The 25,453-nt window shown below is 69.6% G+C and carries 23 protein-coding genes; 7 read left to right on the top strand and 16 right to left on the bottom strand.

Annotated elements, in window-relative coordinates; genetic code table 11:
- Positions 1 to 3 precede the first annotated feature (3 nt).
- From mraY to mraZ, 8 genes are all read right to left on the bottom strand, one after another.
- On the bottom strand, positions 4 to 1,080 hold the full coding sequence (mraY, locus tag FHX42_RS03700; protein ID WP_182542732.1) for a phospho-N-acetylmuramoyl-pentapeptide-transferase: 1,077 nt from the start codon (positions 1,078 to 1,080) through the stop codon (positions 4 to 6).
- Complete coding sequence (locus FHX42_RS03695; protein WP_182542731.1) at positions 1,077 to 2,561, bottom strand: UDP-N-acetylmuramoyl-tripeptide--D-alanyl-D-alanine ligase; 1,485 nt, start codon at positions 2,559 to 2,561, stop codon at positions 1,077 to 1,079. Before FHX42_RS03695 ends, mraY begins: the two co-directional genes overlap by 4 nt.
- Complete coding sequence (locus FHX42_RS03690; RefSeq protein WP_328795881.1) at positions 2,558 to 4,195, bottom strand: UDP-N-acetylmuramoyl-L-alanyl-D-glutamate--2,6-diaminopimelate ligase; 1,638 nt, start codon at positions 4,193 to 4,195, stop codon at positions 2,558 to 2,560. Before FHX42_RS03690 ends, FHX42_RS03695 begins: the two co-directional genes overlap by 4 nt.
- Before the next feature lie 496 nt (positions 4,196 to 4,691).
- Complete coding sequence (locus FHX42_RS03685) at positions 4,692 to 5,123, bottom strand: OsmC family protein (protein ID WP_182542730.1); 432 nt, start codon at positions 5,121 to 5,123, stop codon at positions 4,692 to 4,694.
- A 152-nt stretch (positions 5,124 to 5,275) separates the two neighbouring features.
- Positions 5,276 to 7,168, bottom strand: a complete 1,893-nt coding sequence (locus FHX42_RS03680; protein ID WP_182542729.1) for a peptidoglycan D,D-transpeptidase FtsI family protein — start codon at positions 7,166 to 7,168, stop codon at positions 5,276 to 5,278.
- Complete coding sequence (locus FHX42_RS25805) at positions 7,168 to 7,755, bottom strand: FtsB family cell division protein (RefSeq protein WP_220479471.1); 588 nt, start codon at positions 7,753 to 7,755, stop codon at positions 7,168 to 7,170. Before FHX42_RS25805 ends, FHX42_RS03680 begins: the two co-directional genes overlap by 1 nt.
- A 386-nt stretch (positions 7,756 to 8,141) precedes the next feature.
- Positions 8,142 to 9,143, bottom strand: a complete 1,002-nt coding sequence (gene rsmH / locus FHX42_RS03670; protein WP_182542727.1) for a 16S rRNA (cytosine(1402)-N(4))-methyltransferase RsmH — start codon at positions 9,141 to 9,143, stop codon at positions 8,142 to 8,144.
- Positions 9,144 to 9,339: 196 nt separating this feature from the next.
- Positions 9,340 to 9,771 carry a division/cell wall cluster transcriptional repressor MraZ gene (gene mraZ / locus FHX42_RS03665; RefSeq protein WP_182542726.1) on the bottom strand — a complete coding sequence of 144 codons (432 nt, stop codon included), beginning with the start codon at positions 9,769 to 9,771 and terminating at the stop codon, positions 9,340 to 9,342.
- 507 nt (positions 9,772 to 10,278) lie between these two features.
- Here mraZ and FHX42_RS03660 point away from each other — a divergent pair.
- From FHX42_RS03660 to FHX42_RS03650, 3 genes are read left to right on the top strand one after another with little or no spacing between them, the layout of a single operon-like run.
- Positions 10,279 to 11,193 carry an AAA family ATPase gene (locus FHX42_RS03660; protein WP_182543483.1) on the top strand — a complete coding sequence of 305 codons (915 nt, stop codon included), beginning with the start codon at positions 10,279 to 10,281 and terminating at the stop codon, positions 11,191 to 11,193.
- Positions 11,194 to 11,195: 2 nt separating this feature from the next.
- On the top strand, positions 11,196 to 12,440 hold the full coding sequence (locus FHX42_RS03655; protein ID WP_182542725.1) for a DUF58 domain-containing protein: 1,245 nt from the start codon (positions 11,196 to 11,198) through the stop codon (positions 12,438 to 12,440).
- Positions 12,437 to 14,644: a transglutaminase TgpA family protein gene (locus tag FHX42_RS03650; RefSeq protein WP_182542724.1), complete on the top strand. Its 2,208-nt coding sequence runs from the start codon at positions 12,437 to 12,439 to the stop codon at positions 14,642 to 14,644. The genes FHX42_RS03655 and FHX42_RS03650 overlap by 4 nt, the downstream gene beginning before the upstream one ends.
- Positions 14,645 to 14,745: 101 nt before the next feature.
- Here the strand turns inward: FHX42_RS03650 and FHX42_RS03645 are convergent, their stop codons facing one another.
- The gene (locus FHX42_RS03645; RefSeq protein ID WP_182542723.1) at positions 14,746 to 15,150 is read right to left on the bottom strand and encodes a DUF3040 domain-containing protein; all 405 of its coding nucleotides are present in this window, start codon (positions 15,148 to 15,150) and stop codon (positions 14,746 to 14,748) included.
- 191 nt (positions 15,151 to 15,341) lie between these two features.
- Positions 15,342 to 16,073 carry a class I SAM-dependent methyltransferase gene (locus tag FHX42_RS03640; RefSeq protein WP_182542722.1) on the bottom strand — a complete coding sequence of 244 codons (732 nt, stop codon included), beginning with the start codon at positions 16,071 to 16,073 and terminating at the stop codon, positions 15,342 to 15,344.
- A 105-nt stretch (positions 16,074 to 16,178) separates the two neighbouring features.
- Between FHX42_RS03640 and FHX42_RS03635 the strand changes: the two genes are divergently transcribed.
- Positions 16,179 to 17,030, top strand: coding sequence for a ParA family protein (locus FHX42_RS03635; protein ID WP_182542721.1), 852 nt, complete (start codon positions 16,179 to 16,181; stop codon positions 17,028 to 17,030).
- Positions 17,031 to 17,125: 95 nt separating this feature from the next.
- Here the strand turns inward: FHX42_RS03635 and FHX42_RS03630 are convergent, their stop codons facing one another.
- The 6 genes from FHX42_RS03630 to pgsA form a co-directional block, all read right to left on the bottom strand.
- Complete coding sequence (locus FHX42_RS03630; RefSeq protein ID WP_182542720.1) at positions 17,126 to 18,415, bottom strand: uracil-xanthine permease family protein; 1,290 nt, start codon at positions 18,413 to 18,415, stop codon at positions 17,126 to 17,128.
- A gap of 113 nt (positions 18,416 to 18,528) precedes the next feature.
- Positions 18,529 to 19,413 (bottom strand): phage shock envelope stress response protein PspM, encoded by an 885-nt coding sequence (gene pspM / locus FHX42_RS03625; RefSeq protein ID WP_182542719.1) that lies wholly within the window; start codon positions 19,411 to 19,413, stop codon positions 18,529 to 18,531.
- A 6-nt stretch (positions 19,414 to 19,419) separates the two neighbouring features.
- On the bottom strand, positions 19,420 to 20,262 hold the full coding sequence (locus FHX42_RS03620; RefSeq protein WP_182542718.1) for a PspA/IM30 family protein: 843 nt from the start codon (positions 20,260 to 20,262) through the stop codon (positions 19,420 to 19,422).
- A 176-nt stretch (positions 20,263 to 20,438) separates the two neighbouring features.
- Positions 20,439 to 20,945, bottom strand: coding sequence for a helix-turn-helix domain-containing protein (locus FHX42_RS26275; RefSeq protein WP_235986886.1), 507 nt, complete (start codon positions 20,943 to 20,945; stop codon positions 20,439 to 20,441).
- A 300-nt stretch (positions 20,946 to 21,245) separates the two neighbouring features.
- Positions 21,246 to 21,731: a CinA family protein gene (locus FHX42_RS03605; protein ID WP_328795958.1), complete on the bottom strand. Its 486-nt coding sequence runs from the start codon at positions 21,729 to 21,731 to the stop codon at positions 21,246 to 21,248.
- Positions 21,731 to 22,360, bottom strand: a complete 630-nt coding sequence (gene pgsA / locus FHX42_RS03600; RefSeq protein WP_182542715.1) for a CDP-diacylglycerol--glycerol-3-phosphate 3-phosphatidyltransferase — start codon at positions 22,358 to 22,360, stop codon at positions 21,731 to 21,733. Before pgsA ends, FHX42_RS03605 begins: the two co-directional genes overlap by 1 nt.
- Before the next feature lie 483 nt (positions 22,361 to 22,843).
- Here pgsA and FHX42_RS03595 point away from each other — a divergent pair, with 483 nt between their 5' ends.
- The 3 genes from FHX42_RS03595 to FHX42_RS03585 all read left to right on the top strand — a co-directional run bounded on the left by FHX42_RS03595 (position 22,844) and on the right by FHX42_RS03585 (position 25,390).
- Entirely contained in the window at positions 22,844 to 23,377 is a 534-nt protein-coding gene (locus tag FHX42_RS03595; protein ID WP_182542714.1) for an amino-acid N-acetyltransferase, read from the top strand.
- Between the two features lie 128 nt (positions 23,378 to 23,505).
- On the top strand, positions 23,506 to 24,078 hold the full coding sequence (locus tag FHX42_RS03590) for a phospholipase (protein WP_182542713.1): 573 nt from the start codon (positions 23,506 to 23,508) through the stop codon (positions 24,076 to 24,078).
- Positions 24,079 to 24,175: 97 nt separating this feature from the next.
- Complete coding sequence (locus FHX42_RS03585) at positions 24,176 to 25,390, top strand: alpha-hydroxy acid oxidase (RefSeq protein ID WP_182542712.1); 1,215 nt, start codon at positions 24,176 to 24,178, stop codon at positions 25,388 to 25,390.
- Positions 25,391 to 25,453: the final 63 nt, after the last annotated feature.

The following is a 25,453-nucleotide window of genomic DNA, read 5'->3' as shown; positions in this document are numbered from 1 at the left end:
GAGCTAGACAGCACCCGCGGCCAACCAGTCGGCGTAGAACAACCCGATCCCGAACAGGCAACTGATCCCGCCCAGGATCCAGAACCTGATGATCACCGTGGTCTCGGCCCATCCGGCCAGCTCGAAGTGGTGATGGAACGGCGCCATGCGGAACAACCGCCGCCGCGAGGTGCGGAACACCCCGATCTGCAACACCACCGACAGCGCCTCCACCACGAACAGGCCACCGATGACGATCATCAGCAGCTCGGTGCGGGTGGTCATGGACAGTCCGGCGACCAGTCCCCCGATCGCCAGCGACCCGGTGTCGCCCATGAAGATCTTGGCCGGTGCGGCGTTCCACCACAGGAAGCCCACGCAGCCGGCCATCGCCGCCGCCGCGACCACCGCGATGTCCAGCGGATCGCGCACCTGGTAGCAGGTGGGACCGATCTGCTGCCCCGCTCCGCAGGTGTAGCGGAACTGCCAGAACGAGATCAGCACGTAGCTGGCCAGCACCATCGCGGCCGTGCCCGCGGCCAGTCCGTCCATCCCGTCGGTGAAGTTCACCGCGTTCGACCAGCCGCTGATGGCGATGTAGGCGAAGATCACGAAGCCGACGATGCCGAAGGAGACCACCGTGATGTCGCGGATGAACGACAGGTGGTCGGAGGCCGGGGTGATGCCGTTGCGGTCGGCGAAATGCAACGCCAGGATCGCGAACAGGACGGAGGCCACCATCTGCCCGACCAGCTTGGCCGTCTTGTTCAATCCCAGGTTGCGCTGCTTGCGAATCTTGATGAAGTCGTCCAGAAAGCCCACGATGCCCAGGGCCGTGGTGAGCCCGAGCACGAGCAGGGCGGTCACGCTCGGCCACCCCTCGGAGACCGTCAGGTGCGTGACCAGGTATCCGGCCCACAGGGCCACGAGAATGGCCATCCCGCCCATCGTGGGCGTTCCGCGCTTGGCCGAGTGCGACTTCTGCACCTCTTCGCGGATCTCCTGGCCGAAGCCCTGCTTGGAGAAGACCCGGATCAGGTAGGGCGTGAACAGGATGGAGACCACCAGCGAGACCGCGGCGGCCACGAGGATGCTCTTCACTCGGTACCACCGTCCCGCTGCTCATCGGCCGGAACCAGGCCCTCGGCGACCCGCCACAGCTGCCCCACGTTCGATGCCTTGGTCAACACCACGTCACCGGGGCGCAGCTCCGAGCGCAACAGCGCCAGGGCCTGCTCGGCGTCGTCGACCAGGACCGACTCACCGTCGAAGGAACCCTCCAGCTCGGCGGCCTGGTGCATCCGGCGGGCCTGCTCACCGACCACCACCAGGCGGTCGATGTTGAGCCGCACGGCCAGCCGACCGATCTCGTCGTGGGCCTGCTCACCGGTGTCGCCGAGCTCACCCATCACGCCGAGCACCGCCCAGGCACGGCCCGGCCTGTCCCTGGTCATCGAGACCAGGGTCTTCAGCGCCTCCCGCATGGACTCCGGGTTGGCGTTGTAGGCGTCGTTGACGACGGTGACCCCGTCCGCGGTCTCGGAAACCTCCATGCGGTGCTGGGAGACGCGCCGCACGCCGCCGAGCCGCTCGGCGATCCGGGACGTCGGCGTGCCGAGCTCGAGAGCGATCGCGGCCGCGATCAGCGCGTTGCCGACGTTGTGCTCCCCGTGCAGCGGCAGCGTCACCGGTACCGAGGACTCCGGGGTGATCAGGGTGAAGTTCGGGCGTGCCCGCTCGTCGAGCTCGACGTCCGCGGCGCGCACGTGCGCGGCCGGACTCTGTCCGACCAGCACCACGCGGGCTTCGGTGCGCTCCGCCATCGCGGCCACGAGCGGATCGTCGGCGTTGAGCACGGCGACTCCGCCCTCGGAAGCGGCGGGCAGCGCCTCGACCAGTTCACCCTTGGCACGGGCCACGGCGTTCTGGGAGCCGAACTCGCCGAGGTGGGCGGTGCCGACGTTGAGCACCGCACCGATGCGGGGCGGCGCCACCTCGCACAGCCCGGCGATGTGGCCGACGCCCCGCGCGGACAGCTCCAGCACCAGGTGCCGGGTGTCCTCGTCGGCTCGCAGCACCGTCCACGGGTGGCCGAGCTCGTTGTTGAACGACCCCGGCGGCGCCACCGTCGGCCCCAGCGGTTCGAGCAGCTGGGCGATCAGGTCCTTGGTGGAGGTCTTGCCCGACGACCCGGTCACTCCGACCACGATCAACCGCAGCAGGCGGTCCACCACGTGCCGGGCGAGGTGCGCCAGCGCGGCCAGCACCGCCGCACCGGACCCGTCGACGTCCCCGGCCAGCGCCATCACGCTGGTGCGGTCCTCCTCCGGTACCGGGGGAACGATCACCGCGGGCGCGTCGACCTCTCGCGCTGCCAGCACCCCCGCGGCACCGTCGGCGACCGCGCGGGCCGCGAAGTCGTGCCCGTCCACCCGTTCTCCGGGTACGGCCACGAACAGGCCACCGGGCGCGATCGCGCGGGAATCGAACTCCACGCCCGCCGTGACGGTCTCGGAACCGTCCGCGCGGTGCAGTCTGCCGCCCACAGCGGCAGCGATCTCGTCCAGCCTGAGCCGGATCACCTTGCCTCCTCGTCGAATCCCCGGTCCATCGCCGAGGGTCGTCCCAGGTCGATATCCGTCCCCTGCGGACCTTCCAGTCGTCGATGCAACGCGGTGGCGAGTTCGTCGCGATCCGAGAAGGGATGCACGACACCCGCCACTTCCTGTCCCGTCTCGTGCCCCTTGCCCGCCACGACGACCACGTCACCGTCACGAGCCCGAGCCACGGCCGCGGCGATGGCCTCCCGCCGGTCGCCGACCTCGATCACCTCACCGCGTTGCTCGGCGGGCACCTCGCGAGCCCCGGAGATCATGGTCGCGCGGATCTCGGCCGGTTCCTCGCTCCGGGGATTGTCGTCGGTGACGACGAGCAGATCGCTGCGCCGTGCCGCCTCGGCGCCCATCAGCGGGCGCTTGGCGACGTCCCGATCGCCTCCACAACCGAGGACCACGATCACTCTTCCCGCCACCTGAGCTCGTGCCGCGTCGAGCACGGCCGCCACCGCACCGGGCTTGTGCGAGTAGTCCACCACGGCCGTGAAGTCCTGTCCCAGCGCGACACGCTCCATCCGCCCCGGAACGTCCACATCCGCCAGGCCCCGCTCGATCGCCGCGGGCTCCACGCCCGCCGCGTACAGGGAACCGGCGGCCAGCAGCGCGTTGGCGACGTTGAACGGACCGGGCAGACGCAACCGGATGTCCAGGGTGACCCCGTCCGGGCCACCCGCGGTGAACCGCTGCTCGCCGCTGGCGTAAGCCACCACGTCGGAGACCGTCCACGCCGCTTCGCCCACCGTGGACACGGTGACCGTGTCGGGTCCGACCAGCCGGTCACCCCACGACGTGTCGACGCAGACCACCTCGCGCTCGGAGCGCCCGTCGAACAGCATCGCCTTCGCCGCGAAGTAGTCGTCGAAGTCGCGGTGGAAGTCCAGGTGATCCTGGGAGAGGTTGGTGAAGGCCCCCACCGCGAAGCGGACGCCCGAGACCCGACCCAGCGCCAGCGCGTGACTGGACACCTCCATCGGCACGTGGTCGACACCGTGCTCGACCATGACGGCCAACAGCGCCTGGAGATCCGGCGCCTCCGGCGTGGTGAACGCGCTGTCCAGGCGCTGCCCGGCGATGCGCGTCTCGACCGTGCCCACGAGCCCGGTGCGGAAACCGGCCGCCCGCAGCGCCGAGTCCAGCATGTAGGTCGTGGTGGTCTTGCCCGACGTCCCGGTGACGCCGAGGATCGTCAGCCGCCGCGAGGGGTGTCCGTAGATGTGGGAGGACGCCTCGCCGAGCACCCCGCGCGGATCGTCGTGCACCAGCATCGGCACCGAACCGTCGAGGATCGCCGGATGTCCCGCCAGCGAGGCACGCTCGGTCCCGGCGGCATCGGTCAGGACCGCCGTGGCGCCCGCGTCCAGCGCCTCGGCGGCGAAGTCGGCGCCGTGCACCCGGGTCCCCGGCAGCGCGGCGAACAGGTCACCCTCCCGCACGTGTTGAGCGCGGAGCGTGGCCCCGGACACGTGTACCGGCTGTTGCTCCCGGGCGTCTCGTCCCGTGGTGCGAAGCACCGTGGCACCGATGGCCCCGGCGAGGTATTCGATGTCCACCGGCTCGACGTGGGAGGGGCGAGGCGGAGCCGTCGCGACCGCAGAAGGCACGATGCGAAGGTTACCGGTACCGCCTTACGCCTCCTGCCGACGGTCGGATGGTGCGGATGCCGGGCAGTTTCCCGGCGAGAAGGCACTCATCTTCCCGGCGAGAAGGCACTCATCCCGGCCCGAGCACGCATCGTCACGGATTTCGACACAACGTTACCCGACTTTGGTGCGCATATCGGAGATGATCGACGGAACAGCACTGCCGGTGTTGTGAGGTACGCCTCCACCGGGCTCCACCCGCGATCTCCGCATGAGCGCCGACAAGGACGACGGTCAACTCGTCGGCACCGTCAAATCCCGACCCCCGGCCGTAGCGCCCTCGTCAGCCGCAGCCTCCGCGACGGGACCCGACTCGTCCAAACCGCCCACACCCCGCAGGAACGAGCGATCGGCACCGCTCGTGAGCGGTGCCGATCGAGCGCGCGGGCGCGAAGCGGCTGACGCCGCTTCGGAGAACGAACCGTGCGGAACCCCCTGCCACGGCCGAGGACCGCGTTCACTCCAGGGCCGCGTCCAGGGTGATGGTCGTTCCGGTCAGCGCCGCCGAGACGGGGCAGATCTCCTTGGCCTTGCGCGCCGCCTCCTGGAACGTGGCGCTGTCCGCGCCGGGCACGCTGGCGCGCACGGTCAGCGCGATACCGGTGATCGCGAGCCCGTCACCGCTCTTGCCCAGCGTGACCTCGGCACTGGTGTCGACCCGCTGCGGGGTGTGTCCGGACTCGCCGAGCAGCCCGGACAGCTGCATGCTGTAGCAGGAGGAGTGCGCCGCCGCGATCAGCTCCTCCGGACTGGTCTGACCGTTGGGCTCCTCCGTCCTGGCCGGGAAGGAGACCGGGAACCGGCCCGCGTCGGAGGAATCCAGCGTCACCGTTCCCGTCCCCGAAGCGAGGTCGCCGCTCCAGGAGGTGGTGGCGTTGCGGTCGGCCATGACGAAGCTCCTTGTCACCGCGAAAAGTACTGTCCACTCACCACTGTGCCTCGTCGACGCGAGTCACGCGATACGGCGATCTCCGCGGTGCGGCGCCGCGCGGCGAACAGCACCGACTGCTGAAGCCGCGCGGGCGACCGCGAACTCACACTTCACGGGCCGGCCGGTGGTGCTCCGGATTTCGGAGGACGCAGGGCCAGCTTCGGCTCGGGGTTGTCCGACAGGGGGATCTGGTGACGCTGGGTCAGGTACGAGGCGATGTCGTGGAACAGCGGCCCCGCCGAATGAGCCTCGTGCGTGTCACTGGACGGGTTGTCCAGCATGATCCCCACCACGTAGCGCGGGTTCTCGGCCGGCACCATTCCGGCGAAGGTGATCGAGTTCTTCGAGTTGCTGTAGCAGCCGCACTTCGGATCGACCTGCTGAGCCGTACCGGTCTTGCCCGCGATCTGGTAACCCACCACGTCGGCGTCCGGCGCGGTACCGTCCTGGCGCGCACCCGGTTGGTCCTGCACCACCGCGCGCAGCATGTTCTTGACCGTGTCGGCGGTTTTCGCGCTGACCACCCGCACTCCCGGGGGAGCGGGCTGGGCCACACGGGTCCCGTCCTGTTCGATCTTCGCCTCGATCACGCGCGGCGGGACGCGCACACCGTCGTTGGCGATCGCCTGGTACATGCCCGCCATCTGGAGCACCGTCATCGACATGCCCTGACCGATCGGCAGGTTGGCGAAGGTCGTGTCGGACCACTGGTTGCGCGGCGGAACCACACCGGCGCTCTCGCCGGGCAGCGCGATACCCGTGGGCTTGCCGAGCCCGAATCGCTTCACCAGCTCGGCGAAGCGGTCCTTGCCCAGCTTTCGCGCCGTCATGAGAGTGCCCACGTTGGACGACTTGCCCAGGACCCCCCGGAAGGTCAGCGGGTTCGTGCCGTGGTCCCAGGCGTCCTTGACCCGGATACCGCCCATCTTGATCTGCCCCGGCACCTGCAGCACGGTGTCGGGCTGGACGATCCCGTGTTCGATGGCCCCGGCAGCCGTGATGATCTTGTTCACCGAGCCGGGTTCGTAGGGGGTCGTCACGGCGGGATTGCCGAGGGCCTCGCTGGTCCACGTCTCCGGCTTGGCCGGGTCGAAGGTCTTGTCGTTGGCCAGCGCACGGATCTCACCGGTCCGGCTGTCGAGCACGACGGCGCTGCCGCCCTCGGCCCGTGTCTTGGAGACGTAGTCGGCCAGCTTGCGCTGCAGCCGGGACTGCAGATCCGAGTCGATGGTCAGCTGCACGTCCGTGCCCGGTTGGGCCGGCTTGAGCGTTCGTTCGCTGCCCGGGATGACCAGACTGCTCGACGCCGCGGTCTCGGAGATCTTCTTGCCGTTCTCTCCCGCCAGGACGGATTCGAGGGCGTTCTCCAGGCCGAGCTGACCGCGAATCTGCTTCTCGTCCTTGCGCCAGTTCGCCGCCCCGAGAACGTTCGCGGCCACGTTCCCCGCCGGATACTGCCTGGTGGCACGGTACTCCGAACCGATCCGCGGGAACTCGTTGGTGATCTTGCGGGCCGCGCCGGGGTCGATCAGCCCCCCGAAGTAGAGGAACTCCTCGTCCGAGAAAAGCGCTTCGCGCGCCTGCTGCTCGCTGATGTCGCCGTGGGTCACCCGGGCTATGTAGGCGGCCATCTTTCGCTTGATCTCGGGGGCGGTCGGCTTGCTGGGATCCTTGGCGTGCGCCGCGCGCTGCTGCTTGACCAGCAACTGCGGATTGGCGTAGAGCTCCCTGGCCTCGCTGCTGAAAGCGAGCACACGCCCGTTCCGGTCGGTGATGGAACCCCGTTCGGCGTGAATGGTCTTCTCGGTGGCGAGCTGGTCCGTCGCTTTCTTCGACAGCGCGCTGGCCTGGAAGCCCTGCACCACGACCAACTTCGCACCGGCGACGACCAGGACGGCCACCAACAGCAGCCGCCCCACCCGCAGCCGACGCCCACTACCGGCGACGTCCGTGCGCGCGGTCCGGTTACCCCTGCCCAAGCGCCTCGTCCTGCCGCCTGCCATCAGCGCTCCTGCGGTGGCGGAGTCGGAGCGGTGGGGGGTCCGGCGTCGGGAGCCGGTGGCCGCTGCGGTGGCGGCGCCGGAGCAGTGGGGGGTCCGGCGTCGGGAGCCGGTGGCCGCTGCGGTGGCGGCGCCGGAGCAGTGGGGGGTCCGGCGTCGGGAGCCGGTGGCCGCTGCGGTGGCGGCGCCGGAGCAGTGGGGGGTCCGGCGTCGGGAGCCGGTGGCCGCTGCGGTGGCGGAGCCGGAGGTGCCTTCGCGGGTTCGGGATCGCCGACCATCGAGACCGAGCCGTCGGGGTGCATCACCACGTGTGCGGCCTCCCCCGGCATCACCAGGCCCAGCTCCTCGGCTCGCTTCCGCAGCGCCGGGGCCGAGTTCATGACGCTGACCTGACGCAGCAGGTCCTCCTTGCGCTCACTGAGCACGTTGACCCTGGTCTGGGCCTGCCGTAGCTGGTAGGTGTTGCTGACCGCGGCGCTGGACAGCCACAGGGTTCCGGCGATCCCGATCGTGAGCACCGCCATCACCGTCACCACGAACGGCACGTTCGACTGCGTGACCTTCTTCGGAAGCTGGCGCGCCTTGTGCATCGCCGAGCTTCGCCGCTGCGCGGAGTCCTCCTTCGCCGAGGGCTGCTGCGCAGCACTCTCCTTCGAGGGCTCCCCCCGCTTCGCGGACGTTCCCTTCGAGGACTCCCCCCGCTTCGCGGACGTTCCCTTCGAAGCGGCCCCCTTCGGAGGGGTCCCCTTCTTCGATCCCTGCTGCCGCGGCGATTGGGAGCCGCGAGCGTTGGGACGCTGTGGCTGCCGAGCCCGGCGTTCGTCCCCGGCGCGTTCGGTGCGCCCCTGCCTGCGGGCATAGGCGCGCTCGACCGCCGAAGAGCGTGTCCGGCCACGTGAGCGAGCGCGTGTGTTCTCGGTGGGCTTCCCCCGGCCGGTCTTGCGTGCCGCGGGCTTGTTACCGCGTGCTGGCGCCGTCAATCCCCCTCCTTGATCCGTTCCGCCGCCCGGAGCCGCACCGACGCGGCCCGCGGGTTCGTCGCCGTCTCCTCCTCACCGGCGAGTTCGGCACCGCGCGTCAGCAACCGCAGCTGCGGTCCGTGTCCCGGCAGTTCAACGGGCAGGTCCACCGGCGTGCTCGAGGTGGCTCGTTCGGCCAGCGCGCGCTTGGTGATCCGGTCCTCCAACGAGTGGTAGGACATGACCACGATCCGACCTCCGCGCGCCAACGAGTCCAGCGCCACCGGCAGCGCCCGCTTCAGCGCCTCCAGCTCGCCGTTGACCTCGATGCGCAGTGCCTGGAAGGTGCGTTTGGCCGGATGACCACCCGTGCGCCTGCTCGCGGCGGGAACCGTGTCGTAGAGCAGTTGCACGAGTCGCCCGCTGTCGGCGAAGGGGTCCCGCTCCCGCTCGCGCACCACGGCGTTGGCGATCTTGGAGGCGAACTTCTCCTCGCCGTAGCGGCCGAGCACCCTGGCCAGCTCCTTGGCCGAGTAGGTGTTGAGCACGTCGGCGGCGGTGGGCCCGGCCTCGGTGTCCATCCGCATGTCCAGCGGTGCGTCCTGGGAGTAGGAGAAACCGCGCTCGCCACGGTCGAGCTGCAACGAGGAGACTCCCAGGTCGAACAGCACTCCCCGCACCTCGGACAGGCCGAGCCGTTCCAGCACCTCCGGCAGCTCGTCGTAGACGGCCCGCACGAGATGGATGCGGTCCGCGTAAGGAGCCAGCCGCCGCTCGGCCAGTCGCAGTGCGTGCGGATCCCGATCGAGCCCCACGAGAGTCAGCCGCGGGTGGGCGCTCAGCAGCGCCTCGGCATGTCCCCCCAGCCCCAGTGTCGCGTCCACCACCACGGCCGGACGCTCGGACACCGCCGGCTCCAACAACTCCAGCGTGCGCCGCAGCGACACCGGCACGTGTTCGTTCCGAGCGGACTCATCGCACGCGTGGTCGGAGTCCCGTTCCCGGTTCTGGTCGGCCACAGCGGTCCCTCCCTCCCGCGTGCCTCACTGTTGTCATCGCGTCGTCGACGAGTGCCGCCAGGTCCCCGCCCGCTCGCGGCTTGCTGACACCGGGGAAGGTGCATCAGCCCGGCCGAGCCGAGCGGACAGAGGCCTTACGGCACTCGCTTCCGCACACCCGTCGACGCTGTCGTCGACGCCGGCACCGCTTCGGAGGTCAGAAGACCCCGGGCAGTACCTCCTGCTGTGTTTTCGCGTAGTCCTCCTCGTGCTCGTCGAGGTAGGACCGCCATCGGTCGGTGTCCCAGATCTCCAACCGATTGAGCGCTCCGATGACCACGCATTCCTTGCTCAGTCCGGCGTACCGGCGCAGTTCCGCGGAGAGCGCGATCCGCCCCTGCCCGTCCGGCACCTGCTCCTCGGTACCCGAGAACAGGTGTCGCTGGTAGGCACGGACCGACTCGTTGGTGAAGGAGGCCTCGGCCACCTTTCGTGCCATCTGCTCGAACTCGGCGGGCGCGAAGACGTACAGGCAGTGATCCTGACCCTTGGTAACCATCAGTCCCCCTGCCAGGGCGTCCCGGAACTTCGCCGGAAGTGCCAGCCTCCCCTTGTCGTCGAGCTTGGGGGTGTGGGTACCGAGAAACATCGACGACCACCTCCCCGACCGCTGACGAACGTCCTCGACAGACCGTCACCAACACCGCCGACAGAACCTCGACAGACCGCCGATGGCACCATCAACAGCGGTTCACCTCTCCACTTTGCCCCACATTACCCCACTTTGCCCCACGGTCAACATGAACAACGCCCACCTGCGGGACGAAGCGACTCGTCGGTGCTGGTCAACGTGGTCCCAGCTGGACCGTCGGGAGTGGGGAAAACGACAGCGCGCCCCCGGCCGACTCAGGCGGGAGCCGGTGGTTTGCGACACTGTTGGGCACGCGTCGCTCGCGTGGCATATCCGGGTGAAACAACTCGGCGCCGACCATTGCCGTCAACCGCCACGGTGAGACCGGCTAGAGCACCTGGAGGTTGCGTGACGTCACCAACGCACACACCCGCCCCGAGCACGGACCAGCGCGGCACCAACGGCTCTGCACAACCGGTGAGCATCGAGCGCGCGCACGAGACGCTTCAGCGCATCGCGGGCAACATGGAACAGGTCCTGGTCGGCAAGACCTCCGTGGTGCGCACCGCGCTGGTGACCCTGCTGGCCGAAGGCCACCTGCTGGTCGAGGACGTGCCCGGCGTGGGCAAGACTTCGCTGGCCAAGGCGCTGGCCCGTTCCATCGACTGCACCGCCAGCCGGATCCAGTTCACCCCGGACCTGCTGCCCAGCGACATCACCGGGGTGTCGGTCTACAACCGCCAGCACGAGAGCTTCGAGTTCCGCGGCGGACCGGTCTTCGCCAACGTCGTGGTCGGCGACGAGATCAACCGCGCCTCCCCCAAGACCCAGTCGGCGCTCCTGGAGTGCATGGAGGAGAACCAGGTCACCGTCGACGGCGCGAGCTACCCGCTGGAACAGCCCTTCATGGTGATCGCCACCCAGAATCCCGCGGAGATGGAGGGCACCTACGCCCTGCCGGAGGCCCAGCGCGACCGCTTCACCACCCGCGTGTCCATCGGCTACCCCGACCGGCAAGCCGAACTGGCCATGCTCGACGAGCACTCCGCCAGCGACCCGCTGGACAAGCTGAGCCCGGTCACCGACGGCCCCGAGGTGGAGTCCCTGCTGCACACGGTGCGAGCGGTACACCTGGGCGAGGACATCCGCCGCTACGCGATCGACCTGGTCACGGCCACCCGCAAGCTCAAGGAACTGCGACTGGGCGCCTCGCCCCGCTCGACGCTGCACCTCGTACGCGCCGCTCGTGCGCAGGCCGCGCTCTTCGGGCGCGAGTTCGTCGTCCCCGACGACGTACGGGCCGTGGCGGTTCCCGTCCTGGCTCACCGGCTCGTGCTCACCGGCGAGGCCCACGCCACCCGTCACTCCGCCGCCGAGCTCGTCGAGGGGTTGTTGCGTCAGGTGACGGTGCCCCGGGGCGACCAGACCGAACGGCGGTAACCGTGCTCTCCGGCCTCACCATTCGCGGGCGATGCCTGTTGGCGGCGGGCCTGGCCGCCGCGGTGTGCGCCGTGGTTCTCGACGAGCGCGATCTGCTGCGGGTCGCGGTCTTCGTGATCACGCTGCCGCTGCTGGCGTCGTGGTTGTCGGCACGAACCCGGTTCGGTCTGCGGGCCGAGCGCGAACTCCTGCCGGATCAGGTGTCGGTGGACTCGACGGCCACGGTGCGGCTGTTGGTCCACCACGACGGCCGGTTCCCGGTCGGCGGGATGCGCCTGGAGGACGGCGTTCCCTACGCGCTGGGAGCCAGACCGCGTTTCGCGCTCGACCACTCGCCCGCCCGAGGGGGCACGATCCTGGAGTACCCGATACACCCGGCGCTGCGCGGAATCCACCACATCGGACCGCTGCGCACCCGGGTGAGCGACCCGTTCGGGCTCTCGGAGTTCGAGCGGGAGCTGAGCGGTCACGACCGACTGGTGGCGGTACCACGGGTGGTGCCGATGCGGGGGCTGCCCGCCGGTTCGGGACTGGGTGGTGGCGAGGAGGGAACCCAGTACCTGCAGGCGGGCCACGGCGAGGACGACACGATGGTGCGCCAGTACCGCCACGGCGACGAGATGCGACGCGTGCACTGGAAGAGCACCGCCCACAGGGACGAGCTGATGGTCCGCAACGAGGAGCAGCCCCACCACGGTGGTGTCACGGTGCTGGTCGATCACCGCGGCTCCGCGCACCGGGGTACGGGAGCACGGTCGAGCCTCGAGTGGGCGATCTCAGCGGCGGCCAGCATCCACGCGCACCTGCGCCACCACGGTCGCCACGCCCGGCTCGTCACCCAGGTCGGACACTGCCTGAGCGGGGATTCCGGCATGACGCGAGGGGACGACTCCACGACGCTGGAGGCGCTGGCCGCCCTGCAGCCCTCTCCCCAACGCGAACTGGTCTGCGACAGCGATCCGGGGGTGGGACGGGAACTGATCGCCGTGCTCGGCGCCACGACGACCGCCGGGGTCACGGAGCTGACGAAGGTCCGCCCGCCCGGAGCACGCAGTCTGGCGCTGTTGCTGGACGTGCGCGCGTGGAACGGTGACGCCGCCGACGGAGGCTTCCGGCCGGAAGTGACCGCTCACCGGTTGCGCGCGGCCGGGTGGTCCGTGGTCACGGTCGACGGTCCCGACACCCCGGCCGCAGCGGTGTGGGAGCGGCTGTGCCGGCAGAGCGGTTCGGCGGTGATGATCGATTGAGTACGCGTACGGGGTGGACCACGCTCGCCGCGGTGTTCGCGGTCCTGCTCACCTCGAGCTCGTTCACCGGCGTCTTCGCCGACGCGCGCTGGTTTCCTCCGCTGGCCCTGGTGGCCGGTGCGGTGGCGGGTACCGGCCTGCTCGGGCGGTGGCTGCTCACGAGGTCGGAAGTGCGGTGGGCGGTGCTGGTGATGCTCGCCCAGCTCGCGGTGACGCTGGTGCTGTCCGTCCTGGTGTTCGCCGGTTCCTTCGCCGAGCTGCTGGACCTGCTCGCGCGAGCCATGGACGTGGTCCGCAACGGCGTCCCGCCGGTACCCGCCGACACGGCCGTGCAGTCCCTGGTGTTCGTGGGGATCGGGCTGGTCACGCTGCTGGTGGACGCGATCGCGGTGGCCGCGCGCGCCCCGGCCGTAGCCGGGTTGGTGCTGCTGTGCGTGTTCGCGGTACCCGCGTCGTTGTCGGACTCGATACTGCCGTGGTGGGCCTTCGTGGCCGGGGCGGCGGGTTTCGTCCTGCTGCTCGTGGTCGAGGGGCAGCAACGACGGGCACCGACGAGTGACGGCGGCCACAACCAGATCACCGTTCCCCGGTTCGGGCGGCACTCGCTGGTGGTGGCCGGTGCCGCGTCCCTGGTCGCCCTGCTGGTGGGGTCGATCTTCACCGGAGTCGGTACCGAGGGGCGGTTGCCGGGTGCGGACCCGGCCGGCCGGGATTCGGCGACGGGGGGCATCGGGCTGCGGCCGTTCACCTCGCTGCGCGGCCAGCTCAGCCGGGACTCTCCCACCGAGCTGTTCCGGGTGCGGGGGTTACCGCGCGACGCCTATCTGCGGGCCATGACGCTGCGCGAGTTCGATCCGAACAGCGGCTGGAAGATCGCCGGGCTCACCCGGGGAACGAGCGCGGGCAAGCCGCTGCCCCGCCCACCGGGAACTCCGCCGCCGCAGGGCCCGCCGACCAGGATCGAGATCGACCCGGTCGGCTATCGGGACGCGTGGCTGCCCGTTTTCGGGAAGCCGCTGCGCGTGTCGAGGCCGGGAGACGGTCGAATGGGGCCCAGCTGGCGCTACGACCCGGCGGCCGGGATCATCTACACCCGCACCAAGCAACCGTCCCGGCCCTACGTCGAACTCGCGGCGTTCCCCGACCCCAGTCCGACACAGCTGCGCCGGGCGCGGGGACCGCTCGGAGTCGAGCCGGCCTACCTGGAGCTCAACGGTGTCCCACCGCGCGTCGTCGACCTGGCCCGGCGCGTCACGGCCGGCGCCCGGACCGACTTCGACCGGGCCGTGGCCCTCAACCGCTTCTTCACCGACCCCTCCAACGGCTTCACCTACGACCTGAGTACCGCACCTCGCACCTCGAGCAGTGCGCTGGTCGACTTCCTGTTCCACGGCAAGCGCGGTTACTGCGAGCAGTTCGCGTCCTCGATGGCGGTGATGCTGCGGGCGGTGGGGATCCCCTCGCGGGTGGCGGTCGGCTTCACCTCCGGGCGTCAGGAGGGCGACCACCGGGTCATCACCACCAGGGACGCCCACGCCTGGGTGGAGGTCCACTTCCCCGGCGTGGGATGGACGAGGTTCGATCCCACACCGCTCGACGACGACCGGAGCTCGCTGCCGTCCTACCTGAACAGTCAGCTCCCGGATCCGTCCGCGGAGACCTCGGAACCCACCCCGTCCTCGACTGAGACGAGCGAACCCCGGGGCGAGGAACACGACCAGGAACCGATCACCCCAGTTCGAAACCCCGCCACGCCCGCCTACGGAGATATCCGGACGGTGCTGGCGATGCTCGTGGCGGCGCTGGGCCTGCTGATGGCTCCCGTGTCCGTGCGGTCGCTGCGGCGGCGACGCCGCCGAAACCTGGTCACCGGGAGCGCCGCCGGAGCGGCGAGCGCGGCCTGGGACGAAGTGCTCGACGAATTCCGGGATCGCGGCACACGGCCGGCTGCGACGGAAACCGTGCGCGAGACCGCCGCGCACCTCTCCGAGCGATACGGCTTGGACGCCGACGGCACTCGGGCGATCCGAGAACTGGTCACGGCGGTCGAGCGGGACTGGTACGCCCCGGCGGGCCGGGAGACGGATCCGAATCTGGAGACTCTGCTCCGGCAAGTGGTGGACGGCCTGCATCGCAGCGCCCCACTGAGCCGGCGTGCCCGGTTGCTGCCCCGGTCGGTGCTGCGCTTCGACGACCGAGGGTGAGCACCGGCGGGTCGCGACGCCGTACCGCGGTCAGTCGAATGCGGAAGTCGACGTGACGATGCCCCCGGTGGAGTTCCGGGGGCACCTTGGCCACAGGTCGATCACTGATCGAAACGCTTGCGGAAACGCTCTTCCATACGCTGTGCGAAAGACCCGCGATCGGCGTTCTTGCGCTTCTCACCGGAAGAACCGCCGCCGGCCTGCTGCGACTCGGAGTCGTCCCCACCACTACGCATCGCGAACAGGATGATCACTGCTCCGCCGAACATCACGAGAAAGCCGACCACGCTCACCACGGGGATACCGGCTGGTGTCACCGGTATCACCACGCCGACCACCAGCAGGATCAGCCCCAACACGAACAGAGCGGCCCCCTGCAGGCGCCGCCGCCGGGAAGGGCTTTTCAACCGCCCTCCCCGCACGTTGGAGGCGAACTTCGGATCCTCGGCGTAGAGCGCGCGCTCGATCTGGTCGAGCATTCGCTGCTCGTGCTCGGAGAGTGGCATGGTTCCTCCTCCGGCACTGGTGTCTCGGTGGCGCCGGAGACCGCAAGGCTACCGCCTGGCGGGGTACGGATCCGGCGAACGCTTGGGGGCGTCGCCCTTCAGGATACGGCCCCAGCGTCGAGACGACTACCCGGTCCCGCCACAGAAGCCGATGAAGTTGACGACATCATCCTCTCGGTGAGCACGGCGCCTCAGCTCGGGGTCCTGGCGAAAGCGTGCAACCGGGTCGCGATGTCCCGCAGCGGTGGCCGGTCGGCGGCGGCGAGTTCCAGCTCGTCGAGCGCCTCGGCGGCACCGGCGCCGGATTCCAGCACCGAGCCGGCGACGATGTCACTGAGCACACTCTGACCCTGCACGGCTTCGACGGTCAACCCGGCTTCCTCCAGCATCCGCCGCAGCGTCTCGCTGTCGAACCGGCGCTGGACCGTGTCGGCCGAGCCCTCCAACCTGCCGTCGGGGTCCCGGAACAGCCGCAGCGCCTCGTGCGTCCGTCCGGCCAACGCACGCGCGAGCACCGCCGCGTAGCGGTTGGCGACCAGGACCGAAACCACGCCGCCCGCCGACGCGGCTTCCATCAGGGCGCGCAGTGACGACGGGACGTCGTCGACGTACTCCAGCAGCCCGTGGCCCAGCACCAGGTCGGCACCGCCCCGCGGACGCAGCGACGGGAGCGCGTCGGTATCGCCCTGGAGTGCCTTGACGCGCTCGGCGACCCCCGCGTCGGCGGCCCTGCGTTGCAGGGTGGCCAGCGCGTTGGGGCTGGGGTCGACGACGGTCACGACACAGCCCTGCCGGGCCAGCGGTACCGCCCACACCCCGCTTCCTCCACCCACGTCGAGGACTTGGGGGGTCTCGCCACCGCGCCGCCGGCGCGCCTCGGCGAGTTCGGTTTCCAGCACGCGGTGCACGGCGTCGGATCTCATGGGACAAAAGCGTAATCGCGGGTCAGACGCTCCCGGCACGCGGCTGGGCGGGTGTGAGACAGAAGCAGCACACACCGGCGGTGATTGATTCCGTAGGCTACGGGCGTGCATACGGTGGCAGTACTGAGTCTCAAGGGCGGCGTCGGCAAGACGACCGTGGTGCTCGGTCTCGCGTCGGCGGCCATGCGTCGCGGCGCGCGCACGCTCGTGGTCGATCTGGACCCACAGTGCAACGCGACGGCGTCACTGGAACCGGAGGAAACGGCCAGGGGACTGAGCGACGTGCTCGCTCACCCCCGGGCGGACGTGCTGCGCGACGCGATCGGACGCAGCGCGTGGGGTGACGAGGTCGACGTGCTCGTCGGCTCCGAGGACGCCGAGATCCACAACGGTCACGACAGGCACGATCGACAGTTGGCGCGGCTGACCGACGCGCTGTCCGAACTGCCGGTCGAGGAAGGGGAACCGCCGTACCAGCTGGTGCTGCTGGACTGCCCGCCGTCGCTGGGCAGGCTCACCCGCTCGGCGCTGGTGGCGGCCGATCGGGCCCTGCTGGTGACGGAGCCGACGATCTTCGCGGTCTCCGGGGTGCAACGCGCTTTCGAAGCGGTTCAGTCCGAGCGCACCGAGAACAACCCGCGGTTGCAACCGCTCGGGGTGGTGGTCAACCGGATCCGGCAACGGTCCCAGGAGCACCAGTTCCGCATCGAGGAGCTGCGGGACATCTTCGGGCCCCTGGTGATGCCCGTGTCGCTGCCGGATCGGCTGGCGGTGCAACAGGCCCAGGGCGCGTGCATGCCGATCCACCAGTGGGGCACTCCGGGAGCGCGGGAGGTCGCGCTTTCGTTCAACCTGTTGCTGGCCCGTGCACTCCGCGCCGGGCGCAACCGGCACGGCGTCGAACTCGACGACTCGGGCGAGGACGACGCGGAGGAGTTCGACGAGCAGGACGCCTGATCTCCCCCTGGAAGGCGACGCGCGCGAAACCGGCGAACAACCACGGTGGTTTCCCGGTTTCCCGGTTTCGCGCGAAACCGGGAAATCCCCCGTTGTCAGGGGGCTTGCCGTTCACCACCGCGTGATCGCCCGAGGGCATCGGCGATGCGGCGCAGCACGGGATGGACCAGCACGATGCCGACCGATCCCCACACCACTCCCGTCACGCGAACGTCGCCGAGGGACAGGGTCAGTCCGCCCACGCTGGCTACCAGGGCGGTACCGAGCACGGACAGGTTCACCGGATCGGACAGGTCCACCCCCGCCTCCGTCCAGATCCGCATCCCGATCAGCGCCAGCATCCCGAACAGCACCAACGTGGCCCCACCGAGCACTCCCACCGGCACCGTGTTGATCAAGGCCGTGAACTTCGGCGAGAAGGACAGCAGCACCGCGCCCGCCGCGGCCACCATGCAGGCCGCCGTCGAGTACACCCTGGTCGCGGCCATCACGCCGATGTTCTCCGAGTACGTGACCGTGGCGGCTCCCCCCGCCGAGCCCGCCAGCGTCGTGGCCAACCCGCCACCGATCAACGCGTCCCCCACGCTGCTGTCGAGGTTGCGCCCGGTCAACGCCGCGACCGCCTTGACGTGACCCACGTGCTCGGCGACCAGCACGATCGTCAGGGGCAGCAGGAACGGAACCACCGACAGCTGCACATGCGGCACGATCAGCTCGGGCGTCCCGAACCAGGGCGCGCCGTGCAACGCCTCCAACCGTTCCGGCGCCACCCGCTCCGTCAGTACGGCGTATCCCCAACCCGCCAGCACCCCGGCCAGCACCGACATCCGGAAGAACATGCCGCGGCCGAGCGCCGTCACCAGCACCACCGTGCCGAGCGTGATCGCCGCCGCGACCGGCTGCCGATGGAAGGCCGAGATCGACTGCGGAGCCAGGCTCAGCCCGATCATCATCACCACGGCACCGGCGACCACGGGAGGCATCGCCGACTCCAGCAGCCGCACCCCCAGTGCCTTGACCGCGATCCCGACCGCCACGACGACGAGCCCGACCACGAGGATTCCGCCCAGCAGCGCCGCCGGCCCCGCTCCGCCCTGCTGGGCGGCGTTCAACGGCACGACGAAGGCCAGCGAGGCCCCCAGGTAGCTCGGAACCCGGTTGCGGGTGACGAACAGGAACAGCAACGTGCCCACGCCGGACAGCAGCAGTGTCGTGCTCACGGGCAAGCCGGTCAGCAACGGCACCAGAGTGGTCGCGCCGAACATGGCCGCCAGGTGCTGGAGGCCGAACCCGACGGTCACCGGCCAGCTCAGGCGCTCGCCGGTGCCGACGACGGCATCGTCAGCGAGCCTCCGACCGTTGCCGTGCACGGTCCACAAAGCCACCTAAGTCCTCCCCGGGCCCCGCACGGGCTTCAAGACGGCACAGCGCAACGATGCAGAGATTACTATTCGACAACGTCCCGTCAGCCCCAGGGGAGCACTTTCGCGAAAAAGCCTCAGGTTGGCGAGTCGTCGCGCTTCTCGCTCCGGTCCGGATCCGCCCCCGACATCGGCGAGCCGGAACCGCTTCCGGACAGTTCCCGCAGGGCCGTGGCCAGTCCCGCCAACCGGTCCGTGGCGTCCTGCATGAGGTCCTTCTGCTCGGAGGCGCCACTGGCGGCGACGGCTCGCCCCGCCGCCGCGACGAGACGCCCGTAGCTCTCGACGCCCTCGTCGAGCTCGGACCGCAGTCGTCGCACGTCGGCGCGCAACGTCTCCCGCTCGGCCTCGGGGGCATGAGGCAGCGCCCCCTCGACCGCGACCAGGCGATCGGCGACCTCGCGCAGCGCCGTGGCGGCACTGGCGGAGGTGGCCCGAGCATCGGCCACCGACTCACCGGCGACACTCGCACCCTCCGACAGGCGCGTCAGTGCGTCGTGCAGGCTCTTTTCCGCCTCGCGCAGCCGTCGCATCGGCTCGCGGGCCTGCGAATCGTGCGCGGGAAGTGACACCGGTTCCGGAGGCGGTTCCGGCAGCGGCGTTCGTTTCAGACTCCGGTACCTCCTCCAGGCACCGACCGTTCCGACGCCGGCGGCCAGTGCCAGCCCCCCGATCCCGAAGGAGGCCGCGTCCAGCGCCGTTTCCACCGCGGTATCCATCGCGGGAACCCCGAGGAACTGCGGCCCCCAGGAGAAAAAAGCACCGCCGCCGAGCAGCCCCGTGGTGGTGCCCCCGGCAACGGTGGTCCGCTTGGCCCACTTGCGTCGACGTACCAACCGCGCTCGCGGATCCCGGAACGCGGCGAGCCTCTTGCGCAAGCCGGTCAGCACCGGCCCGCGCAACTGTTCGGCCGCGTACTCACCCCACTGGGTCAGTTCCGCACCGCGCTTACGTCCACTCACCACGGGTCACGCTTGACCGGACTGCGGATTCTGCTGCTGACGCTGGGGCGCCGGAGCCGGGCTCGCCTCCTGCTCACCGCTGGTGACCTGCTGCTGCTCACCGCTGGTGACCTGCTGCTGCTCCCCACCGCTGCCCATCGAGGCCCGCAGCTGGTTGAGCCGGTCGGAACCGGCGGCTTCCCGGGACGCCTGCTGCACTTCCTGCATGCGGCCCTGCACGCTGTTCTTGGCCAGGTCGGCCTCGCCCAGCGCCGTGGTGTAGCGCTTCTCGATCTTGTCGCGGACCTCGTTCAGCGACGGCGTGTTGTCGGTGCTGGACTCCGAGGTCATCTGCTTGAGCGAACTGGAAACCTGCTCCTGCATCTTGGCCTGCTCGAGCTGGCTGAGCAGCTTGGTGCGCTCGGCGGTCTTCTCCTGGAGGACCTGAGCGTTGCGCTCGACGGCCTGCTTGGCCTGGTCGGCGGCCTGAGCGGCCTGCTCGTGGAGATTCTTGATGTTCTCGACCTCCTGCTCGGCGGTGACCAACTGGCTGGCGAGCTGCTGGGCCGTGTCCTCGTACTGCTGGGCCTTGCTCTCATCGCCCTCGGCGCGGGACTGGTCGGCCATCGTCACAGCCTGGCGAGCCGAGGACTGCAGCTTCTCGACCTCCCCCAACTGCCGATTGAGCTTCATCTCCAGCTGGCGTTGGTTGCCGATGACCGAGGCGGCCTGCTGGGACAGCGTCTGGTGCTGCCGCTGCGCTTCCTCGATGGCCTGCTGGATCTGCACCTTCGGGTCGGCGTGCTCGTCCACCTTCGACGAGAAAGCCGCCATAAGATACTTCCAGAACTTCACGAACGGGTTGGCCATCTCCTCCGCCTGCTTTCTACGTGCTGGGCTGCCGACGACACCGGCCGGCACCCGCCGTGCCACCGCGTGTCAACCCCATCGTGTCAGCTCGACGCGGCGGCTTCCACCAAACCCGGCAGATCTACGGAAAAACCCTGACAGCCCCTCGGGAACAGCCCGTGTCGAAGCCGTACGAGCTAGGCCGCGATGACCACTCCACCGGAAGTTCTCGTCGGAGCACTGATGCGCTGGCTGAGCATCGGCTGCAGTCGCCGCTCCTGTTCCTCGTCCGCGACTCGGGTCCCGGAGGAGTCACCCGCGGAGTGCGCCTGTGCCTGCGCCGGGGCCGGTTCGCCGTCGGTCTGCTCGACCTCGGAGAACTCGTTACCGAGCAGCTCCGGCATCAACCGGTCACCCCCGATGTCGGCCGGCGAAGCCTGCTCGACCACGGAGGGGGCGACGAAGGCGCCGGAACCGTCGATGTCGCCGGCCACAGTGACCAACAGCTCGGGCAGCGGCAGATCCAGCGCCTCGCAGATCGAGCCGAGCAGCTCGCTGGAGGCTTCCTTGCGGCCGCGTTCCACTTCGGAGAGGTAACCGAGACTGACCCGAGCCGCGCGCGAGACCTCTCGCAGCGTGCGAGACTGACCCGCTCGGGCGCGACGCAGTCGTTCACCGACTGCCTCCCGCAACAACACGGTCATCGCGCGCCTCCCTTCTTCGTCGCCTACATCCTGCGATACGCGTCAACGATCCCCACGTTACTCACAGCGAACCACCCGGCTGTGCCGAACGGGGACACGTCCGCCGAAAGCGAACGAGACTCACTCGCATGGAGGCATGAGGAAATCGATCGATCGTCGGCCCCGGTCCATATCCGGGAGGCCGGTCCTGTTTCGTCGACCGCCGGCCCACCGACCGGCCCACCGACCGGCCCACCGACCGCTGTCTCACTGGACGTCGTCTCACTGCCTTCGACGATACCGGGTGGTCCGACAGTAAAGTCAACGCAGGAGGTGCCGGAAATGTTCCATAGCGGCTCGTACCGCGCCGGCGCGGACAGCGTGGCGATCACCGGAGAGCCGCACCGAGCGCACGGCCACCGTCGTCGGACCCGCGAAACCCAGGTGCACCGTCCCCGGAGCCACGCCGTCCTGCGGGTCCGGGCCGGCCACTCCGGTGAGCCCCACCCCCCAGTCCGCTCCGCAACGCCACCGCGCACCGACGGCCAGCGCCTCGGCCACCTCGGGGTGAACGGCACCGCGCTCGGCCAGCAGTTCCGCGTCGACCCCGGCCAGCCGGGACTTCAGCTCGGTCGAGTACACGACCAGGCCGCCCGCGACCACCTCGCTGGACCCGGACACCTCGGTCAGCGCGGCGCTGACGAGCCCGGCCGTCAACGACTCGGCCGTGGCCACGGTCCAACCGCGGGCGCGCAGCGCGTCCAGCACCGAACTCACCCGCTCCCGCGGCAGGCCGAGCGCCTCGATCACTCCGTGTTCCCGCCCTCACCCGTCGAGCGCAACCGCAGCGCGCGCACTCCGTAGTCCAACCCCGTGACCACGGTCGCCAACACGGCCAAGCCCATGACCGCCCACTGCAACGGCAGACCGAAGCCACCCAGCGGCAGCAGGTACAGGCCGATGGCCACCGCCTGGAGCATCGTCTTGAGCTTGCCGCCACGACTGGCCGGGATGACCCCGTGTCGGATCACCCAGAACCGCAGCAGCGTCACGAGCAGCTCACGGCCCACGATGACCAGCGTCACCCACCACATCAGGTCGCCGAGAAGGCTGAGACCGACGAGTGCGGCCCCGGTCAGCGCCTTGTCGGCGATCGGGTCGGCCACCTTGCCGAAATCGGTGACCAGCCCGCGCCGCCGGGCCAGGTCACCGTCGATGCGGTCGGTCACCGAGGCCAGCGCGAACACGGCGGTGGCGACGTAACGCCAGAGGGGTTCGTGGCCACCGGCCCAGAACAGGGTGGCCAGAAAGACCGGCACCAGCACCAACCGTGAGGCCGTGAGCACATTGGCGATGTTGAGCACCGGTACCGGGCCGGGCCCACCCCTGGACTCGTGGCCCCCCGGAGGTCCCGGAACCGCACTTTCCGCCGCCATGGCCTCTCCCCGGACAGATCCTGCGCGAGCGAACGGACCGGACGGGCTCGTCCGGTCGAACAATCGTGGTGGTCGTGGTGTTTCCGACCCTCCGTCGGGTCGGTGTGGAGCGCACTCAGCCTCCGGCACGAAGTACCGGTGCTCAGCCGCCGCGGGTAGCGTAGCGTCCACGATCCGGTGATCGACTCACTCACCCTCGTGACGCCACCGCCGAGGGTCACGACGAAGAGTGACGACACGGGTGACGCGGGCCTCGGCCACACTCGCGCCCCCGGACAGGCCGCTATCCACCTCCACCCGCCCTGTCGGACATCGTGGTGGTGCTCCCCTTCCCGGCCTCCGCCTCGAGCCCTTCCTCGACCCTCCCCACGATGCTAGCGCACCTTCGAACCACGACTACGGTGAGGAGTGATCATACCACCCTCCGCTTACGCGCCACGTCCGAAAGCCGGAGTCGCTGGACAGTTCGGATAGGGTTGCCGTATGAATGATTATGCGACCAGCGCCATACTGATTCGTCGCGCCCGGATCGGTGATGTCCGGACCATCAAGACGCTGGTCGACACCTACGCGGGCAGAGTGCTGCTGGCCAAGGACCTGGTGACGCTCTACGAGAGCATCCAGGAGTTCTGGGTCGCCGAGCTCGACGACGGGGAGTCCGGGCGCCGGATCGTCGGTTGCGGCGCGCTGCACGTGCTGTGGGAGGACCTGGCCGAGATCCGCACCGTGGCCGTCGACCCCGTCGTGCGCGGACTCGGCGTGGGACACCGCCTGGTACGCCAGCTCATCGATCTCGCCCGCGAACTGGGCCTGCTGCGACTGTTCGTGCTCACCTTCGAGACCGAGTTCTTCGCCCGCCACGACTTCCAACCGATCTCCGGGGCGCCGGTCAGCAGCGAGGTCTACGACGAGATGCGCCGCTCCGCCGACGTAGGGGTGGCCGAGTTCCTCGACCTCCCCTACGTCAAGCCCAACACACTCGGCAACACCCGCATGCTCCTCGAGCTGAACGACTAAGGACTCCGGGGCGGCGAACCCGAACAGCACACAACGTTCACGAAACGCTCGGATCACATTGCACGACAGCGACCCTGCGCGGCGGATATATCACAGGGAGTGTCAACGTCGATCCGAGGAGTCACACCGTGAGCGCCACTCCCACCCGCCGCCGCGTCCGTAGTCTGCTGACCGCCACCGCCGCCGCGTCCACCCTGCTGTTCACGGCGGGCGCCGCCGATCTCGACGAGAGCCGGCTGCGGGAGGTCACCGACAGATACCTGTTCGAGGTCTCGCTGCCGCGTTTCGTCGACGTACGGGCCGACAGGCCCCACGACGACCAGCTGGACTGGTCGGCCGACGCCTGTTCCTGGTCACCGGACGAACCGCTGGGTTACGAGTTCACATCCAGCTGCTACCGACACGACTTCGGTTACCGCAACTACCAGGACCAGGACCGGTTCACCGAGTCGAACCGGTCGCGCATCGACGACAACTTCAGGGCCGACATGTACTCCACCTGCGACGGCAACTCGACCTGCCGGAACGTGGCCGACCTGTACTACTTCGCGGTGCGCGAGTTCGGCGGCAGCGGCGTGAGCACGACCGACGCACTGGAGAAGGCCCGGGTCACCGCCAGGACCGACCCGTCGGGGCAGGTGACGGCCTGGACCGCCGTCGGCCGGGACGGCACGACCGCGGAGTTCCCCGCCGCAGGCTGAAAATCACTCGAACGGTGGGCGTGGCAGGACGCGAGGGGTACGGTACGTCGCATAGATACAAGGCAACCGTCGCGGGAACGGAAGGGACGGTCCACACATGGTACGGCGACAGCTGCCCCGCTGGTCCGAGCTACGCCCACTGCTGCGCGTCAACCCGCCGCAGCTCAACCCCACCGAAAGGCGGCTCTCGCACGCGCACACGATCGGTGATCTGCGTTCCATCGCCCGCAGCCGAACTCCACGCACCGTCTTCGACTACACCGACGGCGCGGCCGAGGGGGAGACGAGTCTGCGGCGGGCGCGACGGGCCTTCAACGACGTCGAGTTCCACCCCGGCATCCTGCGCGACGTCTCCGAAGTGGACACCAGTCGCGACATCCTGGGCAAACGCTCCGCACTGCCGTTCACGCTGGCTCCGACCGGGTTCACCCGCATGATGAACCACGAGGGCGAGCAGGCGGTGGTGCGAGCGGCGGAGCGTGCGGACATCCCGTACGCACTGTCCACCATGGGCACGACCTCGATCGAGGACACGGCCGCGGCCGGCCCCGACGCGCGCAAGTGGTTCCAGCTCTACGTGTGGCGGGACCGCTCGGCGGGCAAGGAGCTGGTCCAGCGCGCCAAGGACGCCGGTTACGAGAGCCTGGTCCTGACCGTGGACACCCCCGTGGGCGGAGCCCGGATGCGCGACGTGCGCAACGGACTGACGATCCCGCCGTCGCTGAGCCTGAAGACGATCGCCGACGGCGCGATGCACCCGTCCTGGTGGTTCAACCTGCTCACCACCGAGCCCCTGACGTTCGCCTCCTTCAAGCGCTGGGAGGGCACGGTCGCCGAACTGATCGACGAGATGTTCGACCCGACGTTGAGCTTCGCCGACGTGGAGTGGCTGCGTGAGCTCTGGGACGGGCCGCTGATCATCAAGGGGGTGCAGAACGCGGCGGACGCCCGCCACGTCGTCGAGCTCGGCGCCGACGCGGTCATCCTGTCCAATCACGGCGGACGCCAGCTCGACCGCGCCCCGACGATGCTGGAACTGCTTCCCCGCGTGCGGGAGGCCATCGGTGACCGCGCGCAGATCCTGCTCGACACCGGCATTCTCAACGGGGGCGACATCGTCGCCGCGCTCGCACGAGGCGCCGACTCCTGCCTGGTCGGACGGGCCTACCTGTACGGGTTGATGGCCGGTGGCGAACGCGGGGTCCAGCGAGCCGTGGACATCCTGCGCACCGAGATCGTGCGCACGATGCGGCTGCTCGGCGTCTCCTCCACCGAGGAGCTGGACAGCAGTCACGCGACCCTGCGCCGGTAAGGCGAACGACCCGGCCAACTGCCTCCGCACCTTGGGTAGTTACCCGGTTTCGCGCGAAACCGC

It is taken from the genome of Halosaccharopolyspora lacisalsi (assembly GCF_014137975.1).
Classification (GTDB): domain Bacteria; phylum Actinomycetota; class Actinomycetes; order Mycobacteriales; family Pseudonocardiaceae; genus Halosaccharopolyspora; species Halosaccharopolyspora lacisalsi.
Note: the sequence above shows the minus strand (reverse complement) of the source record. Positions and strands in the feature narration are given on the sequence as shown.